Here is a 14,294-nt window from a genome sequence, read left to right on the forward strand (position 1 = left end):
TGTTCTATTGTCTGCCGGTGTGGCAAGTTGGAAACTCCGCCGCTGTGCAGCCGCGAAGGCCCGGGGTGCTCGATGCAATTTGAAGAAATCTTTGATGCCAGCTATGAACGCGTGCTCCGGGTGGAGTTGGAGGGGCGGTTTTTTTTCGATGCGTTCTACGAAAACTTCATCGACTCATCGCCGGAAGTGCGGGATAAGTTTAAGAATACGGATATGGATCGCCAGCGAAAAATGCTCAAGAAATCTTTTTACAGCCTGGTGGTTTTCTATGCAACCAACAGTGTCGATGATTACCTGGTCAAAGTGGCCGAGCGACACAATCGCGAGAATATCGATATCCGGCCGGGTCTCTATGATTTATGGATCGAATCCCTGATCTTCACCGTCGCCCAGTACGACCCGGACTTTGACGAAACGGTGGAACTGGCTTGGCGTCTGGTGTTGGCGACCGGCATTACCTATATGAAATTCAAGTACAATCATCGCTAGCCGGTTAAGTATAACTTGCCGGCCAAAGCTTCGCGTAGTCAAGCACTTCACCGCCACCACGGGCGACCCGCATCAGGAAGACGGCTGCCTGCTCGCCCAGACCCCGCGCAGTACTATCAGCAGCAACAGAATCAGCCCCATTATGCTCCAGACACCGCCGGATGACTGCGAGCCGGAGGTATTGGGTGCGGGTGGGGGATCGTTGGGGGGGCGCACACTGCCATTACTGACAGTGACATTGGAATAAGCCGAATGGCGGTCGTTGTGGCTGGTTCGTACCCGATAGCGGTATTGTGTGTCGGCAGTTGCATCGGTGTCCGTGTAGGTAGCGGTACCGGCAGCCAGTGTTGTTAACAGAGAGTAGGTGTGGCCGCCGTCGTCGGAGCGTTCGATTTCGTGGCCGGCGCTGCCTTGCGTTGCGTCCGCCCAGGTCAAGGTGACCGCACCGCTGCCGGTGGCGGCCGTCGACGCTAAGTGCGTCGGTGTCAGATAGTGACAATTGCCAACATCAAAAGTAAAACGGATGCCGCATGGGGTCTGGAAAATGGCGCTGCTGTGACCGATACCGGGGCTCACGGCCAACAGGTGGGTGTTATGGATATCGTCACCGAAGTGGTCTCGAAGGTAGTTGTAGAAAATCAGGCCACGCTCGAGTCGTTGTCGCCCCTGTAAATTGGCGGCACACGATGTATCCAGGGAGCCACTGTTGGGATCGTTGTCGTTCTCTCCCAACAGATAGAGTAGTTCCCGCCCCGGGTATTGGGCTAGCACCTGCGCGGCGCCGCCGATACCGGTGACAAATGCATTCAAGTTGTCGCTGAGGCCGTATTTATAGTCGTCGTAGTCGGCACAGGCGCTGCTGTCCGGCACTTCAAACCGGTCTGTGGTGCCCGCTACCCGTCGTTTATTATCCATATAGACCACTGAGGACGGGTTGGCCGACACATAGCGCACCTGAATATCAGCGATAATGTCTTTCAAATCCTGCTCCAGCCTGCTGGTGGCGGCAAAGCGTTGTATATATTGGCCGCCGGCGGAGTGGCCTATCATCACAACCTTGTCAACACCGGGGTTGTTGATAACAATGCCCTTAACGATTTGATTGACTACCTCGAACGAACTGATTCTGCCCAAACCGTTATCCGTGGATAAGTGTCCCTGGCGCCACCCGTTCGGCCAGAACAGCACTGTCGGGCTCAAGGCGTTTTCTGTGACGTCGCTATTGGTTAAAAACTGAGGGGCGAAGATAAGTGTTTCATCGTGAGTGTCGTGATCTGTCGCTGCATCGAGTACCCGTTGGTAGGTGATGTTAGTGCGTGATGCGCCATGGACGATGACAATTATCCGCTCAATGGTACTGCCTGCGATATCGATATCCTGATTGCTTTCATAGTACAGGATGCGCGCATTGCCATCGACGATCAGTGACAGTTGTTTGGAGAAAAGGTGCTGAGCCGATGCGGTTGGTATGGCGAAGCCTACGCAGAGAACGAACGCCAGCCAGGCACTCATAAAACCTTGTCCCAATTGGTGGTTGGTCTCCGTTCGCGATGAGCCGGGCTTCTTTGACACTCGTTTTGCAAGGGCTCCGGAGATCTTCGAATGCAAGACGTCACTCCTTTTGTAAATTTATCATTATAGGTAACAGGAGACTGATTTTCTTTTTATTAATTGAGATGCTTAAGGCCTCACTTCAGCAATGCCGTAATAGCCGGCAAAATACTAACCCAAATCCTGTTTGGGTTCTAATTCTTTTCTCGCATGGAGTGTTGCGATTTTTGAATAGACGTTTTTTGGATGGCTACGCCTGAGAACCCGACCATGTTTGTGCTTATGCCCGTTTGCGAAGCTTGTTTAACTTTCGTCGCAGGGAAGCGTTTAGATGGTTGATTTTTTTGCGTATTACAGGCGAGTCAGGATGTTGAAAATTAAATTGATAGATGGGGGCGACTTTACCGCCTAATCGCAATTTATATTCCTCTGCACCCGGGCTGAAGTCTATGGTCGATATACCGCTTTCGATCATTTCTTTAATCAAGTAGGCGTACAGGGTTAAACCGGGACTAACCTGACCGCTATACTGTCGATTTATCCCCGCTGTGTGTAAATAACAACAGTCGGCGATTTGATAGCCGAATACAGTGGCTATAGTTTCACCGTCAAGGATCAGTTGCGGCAACAGAAAACGTTTGTTATTTTCTATCAAGTGAATGGCGACGGATGTTAAAAACTCCCTGTCTTTTATATTACTGAAGGTATTCCAGTTCTTAGCGTTCAGTTTGAACAGGTTGTGAAGATTATCGACGGCATCCTGCCCGCTTAAGAGTTTGAACTCCATGCCGGCTTTTGCGCTGTTTCTCAAGTATTTTTTGATGTCCTGGCGGGTGCGGGATCCGAGCGATGCCAGGTAGTCGTCGAAGTGATTCGGCAGTGTTACGGTGACGTACTGCATGGGTGTAGTGACGTCCCAGTTTATCGGATGTGAACGACTTGCATCGACAATAGCGGCTATCAAGTCAGAATAGGCCTGTTCATTGAGCGCCAGGCGTAAGCTGGTAAAGTCCCAGGTCCGGGTATGGTTGTACAGAAAGTCCAGTAGCTTGACCATATGCTTTTTAATGCTGGTTGTTTCGCATAATGGCCCCACGTAGTCTGTAAACGCACCGTCTGATTGTGCCATGAACTCTATTGTTTTTACCCTGCCTTTCCTGTTTTGCATAAGTGGGAAGAGGGTCGTTTTTTCATCGTCGCTAAGTATATATAAAGCTTTATTGGGGTCACTCTCACCATATCGTTTCCACCATTCAATGCACCACTCGTAGGTGTTTCCGAGTCCCTGGAAATGAGACTGTTTGTACTGTGCGTTCCAGTCCTCCTGAATGTAACTGAAGCTGGAATCTTGCCTGTCTGCTCGATGCAACATAAATGGTTGGCGTTTCCTATAGTTGACTCGATTGATAGTCGATACGATTAGACTTATTCAACTAGTGACGTCCAAATCTGGCGGTAGTGCCAGCGGGCAGTTGCCTGGCAAATCAGCCCGATTTGGCGACCAGCGAAAACTAACTACAAACATCAATTCTGCTGAGTTCACTATGTGGACCTAAGTTATCTGGAAACTGATTGGCAGGATGTATGTCTGCAGGATATATGCCAGCTGAGAAACCGACGCTTTTGACACCGTTCGGGCGAAAATGCAGGGCGCAGCGGGGCTTTTGAACCCATGAGAAACACGGGGGTGTTATTTGAGCCAGTTGCCATCGCGTTTTACCGGTGTTCGGAAAGAGCTGGTGAGCATTCAGTTTTTTAGAATTTTTACCAATGGACGGCAAAAAATACATTGAAAGGAGCGTTGGTCCGCTGATATCCGGAGAGAAGCTACCGGTTGGCATTTTATCTGCTCGCTGATATTGAAGTTCGTCAAGGGTTGTCGCGCCGGTAATCGATAGGAGTAACAGGCAACGATTTGCACGGCGTACTGCAATCCGTCCGTTGTGCAAAGGTTGGAGTTGGCAACGATTGGGCGGGGTGAACCGGTTGTCGTGGTTACTGCGTATAGAGTTCACTGTTGACCCAACTTCACGATCTCTCCAGTAGTTGTGACTTTCATCCCGGCTCAGGCCGGGTTTTTTTATCAGGTCCGGCCGCGGTCCAGGGTGGTTTGCAGTCGCTATAACAGTAGACTTTGAAAGGTTTTTTGGCTTGCGAGACTCCCCGCGGGTTGTTAACGATACAGGTTGCGCCGGATTCTCCTCAATGTTCGGGAGAGGTGGCTGCGTTACGATACGATCAAGCAGGTACGAATGTGTCTGTCAGCCAGTAGCGCCGGAGTAATCGCAGTGATTAATGGACTGGCCATTGGCAGACACCGGGTAAGTAACCTGTATTGCGATCCGGGGGTGAGGACACCCCACCCCGGGTCGCAGTTTGGGCAGACCGATGATTAACGGTTTCCCATACTTAGAAACGTAGGATGGCGCCTATGGTGAAGACATCACTCTCTACATTGATTTCATCGTCATCCACGATATCGTAAGACGCCGTTACCGCCAGCGTGTCCGACGCAAACCAGGAGCCGAATATGCTGTAGGTTGTCTCCTCAGTGTCGTCGGAATCTTCAAGTGCTGCGAGGGCGCCGATGCCGAAGTGACGGGTTGGGTAGTAGGTGAAAGAGCCGCCGTAAACAATCGGATCATCCCGTTCGTCGGCATCACCGATAGCCAGAAGACCTTCTAAACTCAGGTAGGCGCCGCCTGACAATTCGGCGATGTGTTTGACTTCCGCGACATAAAAGTCAGTATCGTCATTGCCTTCTTCTTCGGTTCTGTAGGTGAAGGTTACTGCTGTGTTCTCTGCGATATATTTGCCGACGGAAAAGTCCCAGGTCTCGGTCTCGTCGCCACCGTCATCGATTTCGAACTCGCTGTAATCGATGCTGAAGATCCAGCCGCTGGCACTGTCGACAAAACGACCACCCAGTGAGAATCTGTCAGTGTCTAAGTCGCCGCCGTTGCCGTCTATTTCACCCATGCCGTAAGACGCCCGGACACTGGAGGCGCGATCGAGGAAGGCTGCTTCTGCCAGTGGACCCTTGCTGTCGTCCACACCGCCGAAATAATATTCACCGCCGAGTCTAAACTCATCAATATCGACGTCTGCGCTACCGACTTCGATTTCCCCCGTCGAATAACTGGGTGTAATTTCCGTTTGATAAGTACCCGCGTGAGATAAACCGCTTGTCAATAACGCCAGGCCAATTGCAATTGGTGATTTTTTCATCCGCTGTCAACTCCTAATTAACTGCGTTGACACATCTGCCGAGTAAAAAACAGGTGTATCAATACATAGTCATCAATAACTAATGCTATTCATGTAATTCACTTTTTGCATAAAAATACCAGCTAAAAGTCGGCTGGATTATAAATGCCCAATTTGGTGCGCACAATCAGCTTTGCGCGCCAAAGTCGTAAAAATACGTAAAGAAATGGGCAGTCCTGCCCGCCCGAGCTCGGTTAAATATTTCAGAAAGTCGCCAGTTAACCGCATAGTTGCTGTAAAGTTGTTCCTGTTCGCTGCCAAATCGGTGCATTTGTGTTTTTGAGAAAAACCTGTCGTCGCTGTCGCAACGCCGTTAAGGTTCGGTCGGAAACGAGAGCTGTGTCCTAAATTGTGATGAGCCTGTCCTCATTAGTCATTGAGAGGTGCTGCCGGCTTCAGTAGATTGACGTGACGTCGCGGTGGTTGTTCTACCGACCGCGAATTATTTCAGTGCGCCGAGACTCTATAACATGGATTCTGTCGTCATCTTATACGCGACCCCTTTTTTTCTGCTGCTCATTGCCATCGAGCTGCTGGCAGAGAAAGTGAGAAACACTGATTTTTATAGGGTCAATGATGCCTTCGGCAGCTTGGCTTTGGGCATCACCAGCCAGTCGACGTTGCTGATTAAACTCAGTATCGGGGCCTATGTCATCAGCACGTTACTGGGGGAATGGAAGCTGGCGCAGTGGTCCGCCGCCAGTCCCTGGACCTGGATCATCACTTTTATCGGTTACGATCTGACCTATTACTGGAAACATCGCTGTGCCCATACCGTGAATTTCTGGTGGGCGGGCCACGCCATCCACCACTCCAGTGAGGAATTCAATCTCACGACTGCGCTGCGCCAGACCAGCTCCAGTGTATTCGGTTGGGTATTTTCCATACCGCTGTTGTGGCTTGGCGCACCGCTGGATGTTTTTCTCACCTGTGCGGCGTTGAACCTGGTGTACCAGTATTGGGTGCACACTCGCCATATCAAGCGGCTGGGCTGGTTGGAGCAGGTGATGGTGACACCGTCGCACCACCGGGTACACCACGGGCAAAATGCTGTTTACGTCGATAAAAACCACGGCGGTGTATTTATTATCTGGGACAAGCTGTTCGGCACCTTTCAGCGGGAACTGGACGAGGTGCCGGTTATCTACGGCGTGCGCCGGCCGCTGCAGCGGTTCAATCCGCTCAGCGCCAACTTCCAGGTCTGGGCGTCGTTGATCGGCGACGCCTGGCGCACCCGCAGTTGGTGGGATAAGTTGCGCATCTGGTTTATGCCCACCGGCTGGCGCCCGGCGGATATGCAGTGCAACTACCCGCTCGCTAAAACCGATCTCGACGACTTCCATAAGTACGATCCCGTCAACAGTGCCGCGGTCAAATGGTTCGCCGTGTTTCAACTTACAGCGGCGGTACCGGTCAGCGTCGGATTGGCGGGTTACCTGCAGGGGCTTCCCTATACCGCGGTATTTTTTTGCTGGAGTCTGGTTACCGCGCCGCTGATTACCACCGGCCTGTTACTCGAGGGACGCAAGTCGGCCCTGACAGTCGAAATGCTGCGGCTGCTCGCGAGTGGGGTAGTGTTTATCCTTATGGGTGCTGCGCTAACGGGGATGGCCTGGTGGTATGTGTTGGCTTACCTGAGTGTCAATAGTGTTTGGTGGTTGATCTTGTGGCGTTCGGGATCGGCCGGCGACAGCGAGATGCGTCGGGCGAGTGGCGACCTCGTCACGGCTGGCGAGGGAGGTCCTTCCTAAAGGCCGTGGCGGTGGTGCCGGTCCATTGTTTGAAGCTGCGGTGAAATGAACGGGTTTCGCTGAAGCCCAGGCGACGGGAGATCTCGTCGAGACTCAGCGAACTGTGTTCGAGGTAGTGGATGGCCAGTTCCCGGCGCACGTCTCTCAGCAGAGTGTTGTAGTTTTGTCCCTGCCCGCTCAAATGTCGCTGCAGCGTGCGGCTGCTCATACCCAGTTGTGCGGCGACCCGCTCCCGCGACGGCAGCGACTCGGCGAGCATCAGTCGAATCATATTCTTGACTCTGTGGCTAATCGACGCATCCCTGTCCACCGCCTCTAAACGCCGCGCGGCGTGCTCCAGCAGCGTTGCCAGCAGGGCCCGGTTGGCCTGGGGGAAAGGCGTATCCAAGTGGCTGTCGTCAATCCAGGAACCATCGCAAGGCTGCCCGAACAACACCTCGCAGCGAAAAATATCGTGGTAGTGGCGCAACAGGCCGACATCGCCCGGCGCCGGGTGGGAAAACCAGACTCTCAGCGGCTTGGCGTCCACGCCGATGATACGATTGGTGTAGAGCGTCCACGACGCCAGCACATTTTCGACCATATGGCGGCGTACCAAAGGGGAGCGGGCCCCGCAGTTCCAGCGCACCAGGGTCAGTTCGCCGCGCCGCTCGACCGTGGTGTAGCCGATGTCGCCGGCAGCGCCCTCATACAGTGGAAACAGCGCCAGCGCCTCGCGCATACTGGCGCAGTTGAGGGCAATGTACCCGAGTATATCGAAGGTATCCGGTTGTATCAGTTGTGCTGTCTTCAGTCCGAAACAGGGCTCGCGGGTGACCGGAATAATCCGCTCCAGGAAGTGTTCCATGGCGGCGTTGGTGATTGGAACCGGGTCCTTGCCTGCCAGTCGCTGCGGCGTGATACCTGCTGCCAGCAGGGCTGGGTTGCAGTTTACACCGCAGCGGGTCGCCATGGTGATATAGCGGCGCAACGATGTCGGTGTCGAGTAACCCGCGTCTTTCATTCGGCTGAATTAGTAAGTTAGTTAAACCGATTAAACTACTGCATTGTGCTGTGCAGGTCCATATCGGCCAGCCGTTTCAGCTCCTCTATGGCCTCGTCCAGTGGTAGCGCGGGGTAGTGATGATTTTGCAGGTAGTGAATAAATTTAAGTGTGCGAAAGGCGTCAAACCAGTCGTGAAAATGCCTGGCGCAGTGCTGCGCCGACCGACTCTGCCGCTCGAGATGAGCAAACAACTGCTCGATCTGTAAATGCTCAAGCGCCAGGCGACCGGGCAGTGGCAGCGCTTGCAGCCAATCCCGCAGTTGTGCGCGTTGCGGCCATAGCTGCGGGACTGCGCTGATAAGCTGGCGCAGTGCCAGCAGGGTTTTCGGGTTGTAGTAGCAATAGGGCCGGTTTTGGCCGGCCAGCTCGACAATGCGCTGCACTGCCGGCCCGGTGCCGAACGGAACGCGGCTTGACGCTCGCGCTTGCAAGGTGATGGGGGCACTGTCGGGAGTGTAGATAACCCCCAGCTTGGCCAGTTTGTTGAGGAGGTAGAAGTCTTCGCCGCCTGCGCGCTTGGGAAAACCCCGTGCCTGACAGTAGTGTTTTGCATTCACCGCCACCGCGCTGCCGAGGGTGTGGAAACTGTAGGGCGAACCGCTCCAGCGCAGGCCGGCGACGTAATAGTTAAGTGCTCGTTCGTAGGCGCGGGTAGCCCTGCCGATGGCGGTTTGGTCGCACCGATGGTTAAAGGGATAGACTGCGGCGGCGGCATCGCAGTCCGCCGGCACGGCGGTGAAGTAATCCGCCGGCAGGTGCGCATCGGCATCGGTGCTGTGAATCCACGGTGAGCGGACTGCGCCCAACTCGATGGCGGCCGCGGCGATATCGGCGCCGATCTTGCGCGCCAGCCCTACACCCTGATTATCCGGCAGTCGTTGCGCCGTCGTGAAACGGTCCACCAGCAACAGATGGGCCCCGGCTGGCGGCCATTGCAGCAACTGCAGGTTTTCAATCTGTGCCAACGGTTGCCCGCGCCTGGTCACGGCCTGCCACAGGTCGGTGTTGGCCGCAGTGTCGCTATCGCCTCGGGGCTGGTTGACCACCAGTATCACCAGCACTCGCTCGCGTGCCAGGGTAGAAGTAAAAAAATCCTCTATAAATGCCGGCGCTTCGCGGTAGGCGGGGATCACCAGCGTGTGGGTGTAAGCGCCGGCCGGCGCCGGCGTGCCCAACAGCGCCGGTAAATTAAGCGCCTCGGCTTCAGCATAGTGGCGTAAGTATTTGCCGAAAGCGGCCACGGGCGTCCAGCTCACCGGTGCCCGCATCAGTGCAGGGCCGCTCGCAGTGGCAGTCGGCTGACGATCTCCGCTTCTATATCGAGCAGTTGATGCAGCCTCCCGGTCACGGCGTCGGTGTCGAAGTAGCACTTGGCCAGATCGACAAAGACTTCTCGATGGCGCGACTCCGAGGTGGTGATGGCGGCGTAAAAATCCCGCAGCGGGCCCGGCTCCAGGGCCTCGGCAACCAGGCCGAAGCGTTCGCAACCGCGCGCCTCGATGACACCGCCGACCAGCAGGCGGTCGAGCAGGTAGGGGTCGCTGCCCTTGCGCATCGCCTTGCGCAACTGGTTGACATAGGGGTCCTTCTCGTCCGGGGTCGGTTGCAATCCCCGCGCCAGCATCAGCTTGATCACTTCGCGAAAATGATTCATCTCCTCGACAGCTAGGTCGGCCATGGTCCTGACCAGCTCCGGGCGGTCCGGGTAGTGGGACAACATGGAAATCGCCATGCCGGAGGCCTTCTTCTCCGCCGCTGCGTGATCGACTAAAAAGCGATCAAAATGCTCCATTACGATTTGGGTCCAGTCATCCGGGGTGTGGAAACGCAATGCAAACATGAGGGCCTTGGCCTGTTTTCAGTGGTGGGTTGAAACCCGTTGCCTGCGGTGCTGGTCGCGGGCAGCGGAGTGGTATTATAGCCGGGCTTTGGGCGCGGACGGACAAAAACACTGTTTTCTGTGAAGTGGAGGTCTATAATGTCCCGTCCGCCGGCCTGCTGTCGACCGCTAAAAATCGCAGGAAGTAACACGAACAGAGGAACAAGCGGCAGCAAAAAGACATAACGGGAAAACGGGTTGTGAACAGCGGCAGCCCTGATGAACAGTAGTAGTAGAAAGCCGCGGTTGCAGAGAGCGGTACTGTTAAAGAACAGCAGTTGTAAAGAACACAGGTAACAGGGTATCTGAATGATTATTAAGCCTAAAGTACGCGGTTTTATTTGCACCAACGCACACCCGCAGGGCTGTGCCGCCAACGTTCGCGAGCAGATCGACTATGTGCAGCGGCAGGCGCCGATTGACGGCGGCCCCAAAAACGTCCTGGTAATAGGTGCCTCCACCGGTTACGGTCTGGCCTCGCGGATTACCGCGGCTTTCGGTTGCGGCGCCAATACGGTCGGCGTGTTTTTTGAAAAGCCGCCCACCGACAAGCGCACCGCTTCGGCCGGTTACTACAACACCGCGGCTTTTCACTCCGCGGCCGAACAGGCCGGTCTGCAGGCGTTCAGTGTCAACGGCAATGCATTTTCCGACGCCTGCAAGCAGCAGACCGTCGAGCTGTTGAAAGACACCATCGGCGCGGTGGACCTGGTGGTTTACAGCCTCGGTGCGCCGCGCCGGGAGGACCCGAAAACCGGTGAACTCTACACCTCGGTGTTAAAACCGATCGGCACCGGCTATACCGCGAAGAACCTCAATACCGATACCCTGAAAATCGACGACATCACCGTAGAGCCGGCCAGCGAAGAGGAAATCGCGGCGACCGTCAAAGTGATGGGCGGGGAGGACTGGGAGCTGTGGATAGAGGTGCTGTCCGCCGCGGGCCTGCTGGCGCCGCAGTGCAGGACCGTGGCCTATACCTATCTCGGTGACAAGTTGACCTGGCCGATCTACGGCCACGCCACCATCGGCAGGGCCAAGGAAGACCTGGACCGGGCGGCTGTCGCTATCACCGAAAAGCTGGCGGACCTCGACGGCGGTGCCAATGTGGCGGTGCTGAAGGCCGTGGTGACGCAGTCGAGTTCGGCGATTCCGATTATGCCGCTGTACATCTCGCTGGTCTATCGGGTTATGAAAGAAGAGGGCACCCACGAGGGTTGCATCGAGCAGCTTTACCGGCTGTTCACCGAGGGACTCTACAGTGCCAGCCCGCGGCTCGACGAGGCGCACCGCCTGCGGGTGGACAATCTGGAACTGCAACCGCAAACCCAGGCCAAGATCGAAGCGCTTTGGCCCCAGGTCACCGAAGACAATCTGTTTGAATTGACTGACTTCAAAGGCTATCGCGAAGACTTTCTGCGGCTGTTCGGTTTTGGTGTGGCGGGCGTCGATTACGAGGCGGATACCAGTCCGCAGGTGGCAGCGGATTTCCGCTAACGCCGGTAATCGCCGTGACCGCATCGGGTCGGAGCAGTCCGGCTTTTTTCTGGGCGGCGTTTTTTTCCTGTGCAGCGTTGCTGCGGTCGGTTTACAGCTGAGGTTGGCATGGCGGATTTGCACAGCAGCGTGATCGAGTTTGATATTGCCCGCGACAGGGCGGTTGCCCTGAGTCCCCTGGTGCAGCGCATCACTGCGCCGAATGCGGGGCCGATGACCGGCCCCGGCACCAATACCTATCTGGTGGGGCGCGAACAGGTGGCGGTCATAGACCCGGGGCCGGCGCTCGACAGTCATCTGGATGTTATTTTGGCGGCCGCCGGCGAGCGCCTGCGCTGGGTGCTGGTCACCCACACCCATCCCGACCACTCGCCCGGCGCCCGGCGCCTGCGGGAGGCAACCGGGGCTGAGTTGATCGGCGCGGTCATGGCCGACGACGGCCACCAGGACCAGAGTTTTGTGCCGGACCAGCCGCTGGTCGAAGACTGGGTGCTGCACGCCCGCGATTTTACTCTGCAAGCGGTGGCGACACCGGGTCACGTCGGCAATCATTTTTGTTTCTACCTGCCGCAGGAGCACACACTGTTTACCGGCGATCATATTATGCAGGGGGCGACTGTGGTTATCGTGCCCCCCAGCGGTGATATGGCCGCTTACATCGCCTCGCTGGAAAAACTCAAGCACCTGCCCCTGCAGCGTTTGGCACCGGCCCATGGCCACCTGATGGGGGAGGCCGCGCGGGTGGTGGACGAACTGGTGCGCCACCGGTTGTCCCGCGAAGACAAAGTGATCAAGGCGCTGGCACAATCGGGACAGGCGAGCCTCGATCAGTTATTGGAGACGGTTTACGACGATGTCGACCCGCGCCTGCTGCGCGTTGCCAAGGTGTCGCTGTGGGCGCATCTGTTGAAACTGGAGAAAGAGGCGCGCGCCAGTAAACACGCCGAGGCGCATTGGTTGTTTGGCGAGGAACTGTGGGAATTGATTGAACACCGGAGTTAGCGATGCAATACCGAAAGTTGGGTAACACCGAGCTCGACGTGAGTCTGATCTGTCTGGGCACTATGACCTGGGGAGAGCAAAATACGCAAGCACAGGCCTTCGCCCAAATGGACTATGCGTTGGAGCGGGGTGTCAACTTCTGGGACACCGCTGAGATGTATCCGGTGCCGCCGCGGGCGGCGACCCAGGGGCGCACCGAGGAAATTATCGGCGCCTGGTTTGCCAAAACCGGGCGCCGCCGGCAAGTGGTGCTCGCCACTAAGGTGACCGGGCGCGGCGACCAGAATACCGGCATGGCACATGTGCGCGACGGGCCGCGCCTGACTCGCAGCCAGATCTTTGCGGCGGTTGAAGACTCACTGTCGCGCCTGCAAACCGACTACATCGATCTCTACCAGGTGCACTGGCCCGAACGGCGTACCAACTTTTTCGGCAATCTGGGTTACCGCCACTTCGACGACGATGGTGTGGCTATCGGTGAGACTCTGCAAGCCCTGGGAGACTTGGTGCAACAGGGCAAAGTTCGTTATATCGGCGTCTCCAACGAAACTCCCTGGGGTGTGATGGAATACCTGCGGCTTGCCGAGCGTGGGGGGCTGCCCGCGATTGTCAGTATCCAGAACCCTTACAACCTGCTCAACCGCACTTTCGAGGTGGGGTTGGCAGAGATGGCGATTCGCGAGCGGGTGGGGCTGTTGGCTTACTCACCGCTGGGATTCGGTGTGCTCAGCGGCAAGTACTTGAACGGGGCCCGGCCCGAGGGAGCGCGCCTGACCTTGTTTGACCGCTTTACCCGCTATCTGGGCGAGTCGGTGGTGGCGGCGACCCGGGCCTATGTCGACCTCGCCACGGCCCATGGCCTGGACCCCGCGCAGATGGCGCTGGCATTCGTCAACAGCCGGCAGTTCACGACAGCCAATATTATTGGCGCCACCGATATGGAGCAGTTGCGATCCAATATCGACAGTATTAACCTGAGTCTGAGCAAGGATGTGCTGGACGGTATTAACGCGATTCACCGCCGTTACAGCAATCCCGCCCCGTAATTGATTAGCGATAGTCATTCGGAAACTTTCCGTGCCGACCTCGCTTTTGGGGTCGGGGTGGAGTGGCACTTAGTTAAGCAAATGTGTGCTAATTGGCCGGTCTGGCCCTGGCTAAAGCCTTCAGAAACACGTCGTGAACCCGTCCCTGGGGACTTCCCGACAGCATCCCTGTTGTCGAGAGTTTCTGAAGGCTTTAGCCAGGGCCAGACCTACCTTCGGTACATTTAATCGAGATCGATGTGACTGGAGCGATGACCGATCAACTGACACAGTTTTGCTTAACTAAGTGCCATTCGGGTCGGGCTGGAAAGTGACGGGCAAACCGGCCTGAGAGTTGATTAGAGAGGTGATTGTTGATGGACACTTTTGAGCATTCCCTGAACACCTTGTTTGAGCAACTGGGTCTACCCGGCAGCGATAGCGACATTGAAGCCTTCGTGGCCCGCCACCGACCCCTCGCTAGGGCGGTGACTTTGCCCAACGCCAGTTTTTGGAATCAACACCAGGCCGATTTTATCCGCGAGGCGATCGAGCAGGATTCTGACTGGACCGAGTGGGTGGATCAGCTCGACGCCATGCTGCGGCACTGACGTGGGGAAAGGGTGATTCGCGGTCTCGGGTGCCACATGGCACGGAGACGTTCAGGCCCGGTCTTCCGTTGGCACGGTGCGGGGTCCAAGGTGCGGGGTCCACGGTGCGGGGTCGGGGGGGGGGGTGTTTATAAACGGCCGGTCGGGGGTGTATTTTAAAACACCCCCCCCCCACCG

The 14,294-nt window shown here is 56.1% G+C and carries 12 protein-coding genes; 6 read left to right on the forward strand and 6 right to left on the reverse strand.

Annotation, left to right across the window (positions count from 1 at the left end; genetic code table 11):
- Positions 1-72: 72 nt before the first annotated feature.
- Complete coding sequence (locus FKG94_RS01780) at positions 73-489, forward strand: globin family protein (RefSeq protein ID WP_142902455.1); 417 nt, start codon at positions 73-75, stop codon at positions 487-489.
- 72 nt (positions 490-561) lie between these two features.
- Here FKG94_RS01780 and FKG94_RS01785 read toward each other — a convergent pair whose 3' ends face one another.
- From FKG94_RS01785 to FKG94_RS01795, 3 genes are all read right to left on the reverse strand, one after another.
- Complete coding sequence (locus FKG94_RS01785) at positions 562-2,001, reverse strand: hypothetical protein (protein WP_142902456.1); 1,440 nt, start codon at positions 1,999-2,001, stop codon at positions 562-564.
- Between the two features lie 319 nt (positions 2,002-2,320).
- Positions 2,321-3,412 (reverse strand): GNAT family N-acetyltransferase, encoded by a 1,092-nt coding sequence (locus FKG94_RS01790; RefSeq protein WP_142902457.1) that lies wholly within the window; start codon positions 3,410-3,412, stop codon positions 2,321-2,323.
- Positions 3,413-4,449: 1,037 nt separating this feature from the next.
- Positions 4,450-5,268, reverse strand: a complete 819-nt coding sequence (locus tag FKG94_RS01795) for a putative porin (RefSeq protein ID WP_142902458.1) — start codon at positions 5,266-5,268, stop codon at positions 4,450-4,452.
- A gap of 509 nt (positions 5,269-5,777) precedes the next feature.
- Here FKG94_RS01795 and FKG94_RS01800 point away from each other — a divergent pair.
- On the forward strand, positions 5,778-7,058 hold the full coding sequence (locus tag FKG94_RS01800) for a sterol desaturase family protein (RefSeq protein ID WP_142902459.1): 1,281 nt from the start codon (positions 5,778-5,780) through the stop codon (positions 7,056-7,058).
- Here the strand turns inward: FKG94_RS01800 and FKG94_RS01805 are convergent.
- From FKG94_RS01805 to FKG94_RS01815, 3 genes are read right to left on the reverse strand one after another with little or no spacing between them, the layout of a single operon-like run.
- Positions 7,030-8,061 (reverse strand): AraC family transcriptional regulator, encoded by a 1,032-nt coding sequence (locus FKG94_RS01805; protein WP_142902460.1) that lies wholly within the window; start codon positions 8,059-8,061, stop codon positions 7,030-7,032. The genes FKG94_RS01800 and FKG94_RS01805 overlap by 29 nt on opposite strands.
- A gap of 35 nt (positions 8,062-8,096) precedes the next feature.
- Entirely contained in the window at positions 8,097-9,359 is a 1,263-nt protein-coding gene (locus tag FKG94_RS01810; RefSeq protein WP_142902461.1) for a hypothetical protein, read from the reverse strand.
- Positions 9,360-9,370: 11 nt separating this feature from the next.
- Positions 9,371-9,943 (reverse strand): MiaE family protein, encoded by a 573-nt coding sequence (locus FKG94_RS01815; RefSeq protein WP_142902462.1) that lies wholly within the window; start codon positions 9,941-9,943, stop codon positions 9,371-9,373.
- Positions 9,944-10,291: 348 nt separating this feature from the next.
- Between FKG94_RS01815 and fabV the strand changes: the two genes are divergently transcribed.
- From fabV to FKG94_RS01835, 4 genes are all read left to right on the forward strand, one after another.
- Positions 10,292-11,479 (forward strand): enoyl-ACP reductase FabV, encoded by a 1,188-nt coding sequence (gene fabV / locus FKG94_RS01820; protein ID WP_142902463.1) that lies wholly within the window; start codon positions 10,292-10,294, stop codon positions 11,477-11,479.
- A gap of 108 nt (positions 11,480-11,587) precedes the next feature.
- Positions 11,588-12,481 (forward strand): MBL fold metallo-hydrolase, encoded by an 894-nt coding sequence (locus tag FKG94_RS01825; protein WP_246124882.1) that lies wholly within the window; start codon positions 11,588-11,590, stop codon positions 12,479-12,481.
- Between the two features lie 2 nt (positions 12,482-12,483).
- Positions 12,484-13,527, forward strand: coding sequence for an NADP(H)-dependent aldo-keto reductase (locus FKG94_RS01830; RefSeq protein ID WP_142902464.1), 1,044 nt, complete (start codon positions 12,484-12,486; stop codon positions 13,525-13,527).
- 356 nt (positions 13,528-13,883) lie between these two features.
- Complete coding sequence (locus FKG94_RS01835; protein WP_142902465.1) at positions 13,884-14,117, forward strand: DUF2789 domain-containing protein; 234 nt, start codon at positions 13,884-13,886, stop codon at positions 14,115-14,117.
- Positions 14,118-14,294: the final 177 nt, after the last annotated feature.

It is taken from the genome of Exilibacterium tricleocarpae (assembly GCF_007004655.1).
GTDB lineage: Bacteria > Pseudomonadota > Gammaproteobacteria > Pseudomonadales > Cellvibrionaceae > Exilibacterium > Exilibacterium tricleocarpae.

What these genes read in the sequence shown, in the direction of transcription:
- FKG94_RS01780 (WP_142902455.1), top strand. Translation starts at nt 73, where the DNA reads ATGCAATTTGAAGAAATCTTTGATGCCAGCTATGAACGCGTGCTCCGG.
- FKG94_RS01785 (WP_142902456.1), bottom strand. Translation starts at nt 2,001, where the DNA reads ATGAGTGCCTGGCTGGCGTTCGTTCTCTGCGTAGGCTTCGCCATACCA.
- FKG94_RS01790 (WP_142902457.1), bottom strand. Translation starts at nt 3,412, where the DNA reads ATGTTGCATCGAGCAGACAGGCAAGATTCCAGCTTCAGTTACATTCAG.
- FKG94_RS01795 (WP_142902458.1), bottom strand. Translation starts at nt 5,268, where the DNA reads ATGAAAAAATCACCAATTGCAATTGGCCTGGCGTTATTGACAAGCGGT.
- FKG94_RS01800 (WP_142902459.1), top strand. Translation starts at nt 5,778, where the DNA reads ATGGATTCTGTCGTCATCTTATACGCGACCCCTTTTTTTCTGCTGCTC.
- FKG94_RS01805 (WP_142902460.1), bottom strand. Translation starts at nt 8,061, where the DNA reads ATGAAAGACGCGGGTTACTCGACACCGACATCGTTGCGCCGCTATATC.
- FKG94_RS01815 (WP_142902462.1), bottom strand. Translation starts at nt 9,943, where the DNA reads ATGTTTGCATTGCGTTTCCACACCCCGGATGACTGGACCCAAATCGTA.
- fabV (WP_142902463.1), top strand. Translation starts at nt 10,292, where the DNA reads ATGATTATTAAGCCTAAAGTACGCGGTTTTATTTGCACCAACGCACAC.
- FKG94_RS01825 (WP_246124882.1), top strand. Translation starts at nt 11,588, where the DNA reads ATGGCGGATTTGCACAGCAGCGTGATCGAGTTTGATATTGCCCGCGAC.
- FKG94_RS01830 (WP_142902464.1), top strand. Translation starts at nt 12,484, where the DNA reads ATGCAATACCGAAAGTTGGGTAACACCGAGCTCGACGTGAGTCTGATC.
- FKG94_RS01835 (WP_142902465.1), top strand. Translation starts at nt 13,884, where the DNA reads ATGGACACTTTTGAGCATTCCCTGAACACCTTGTTTGAGCAACTGGGT.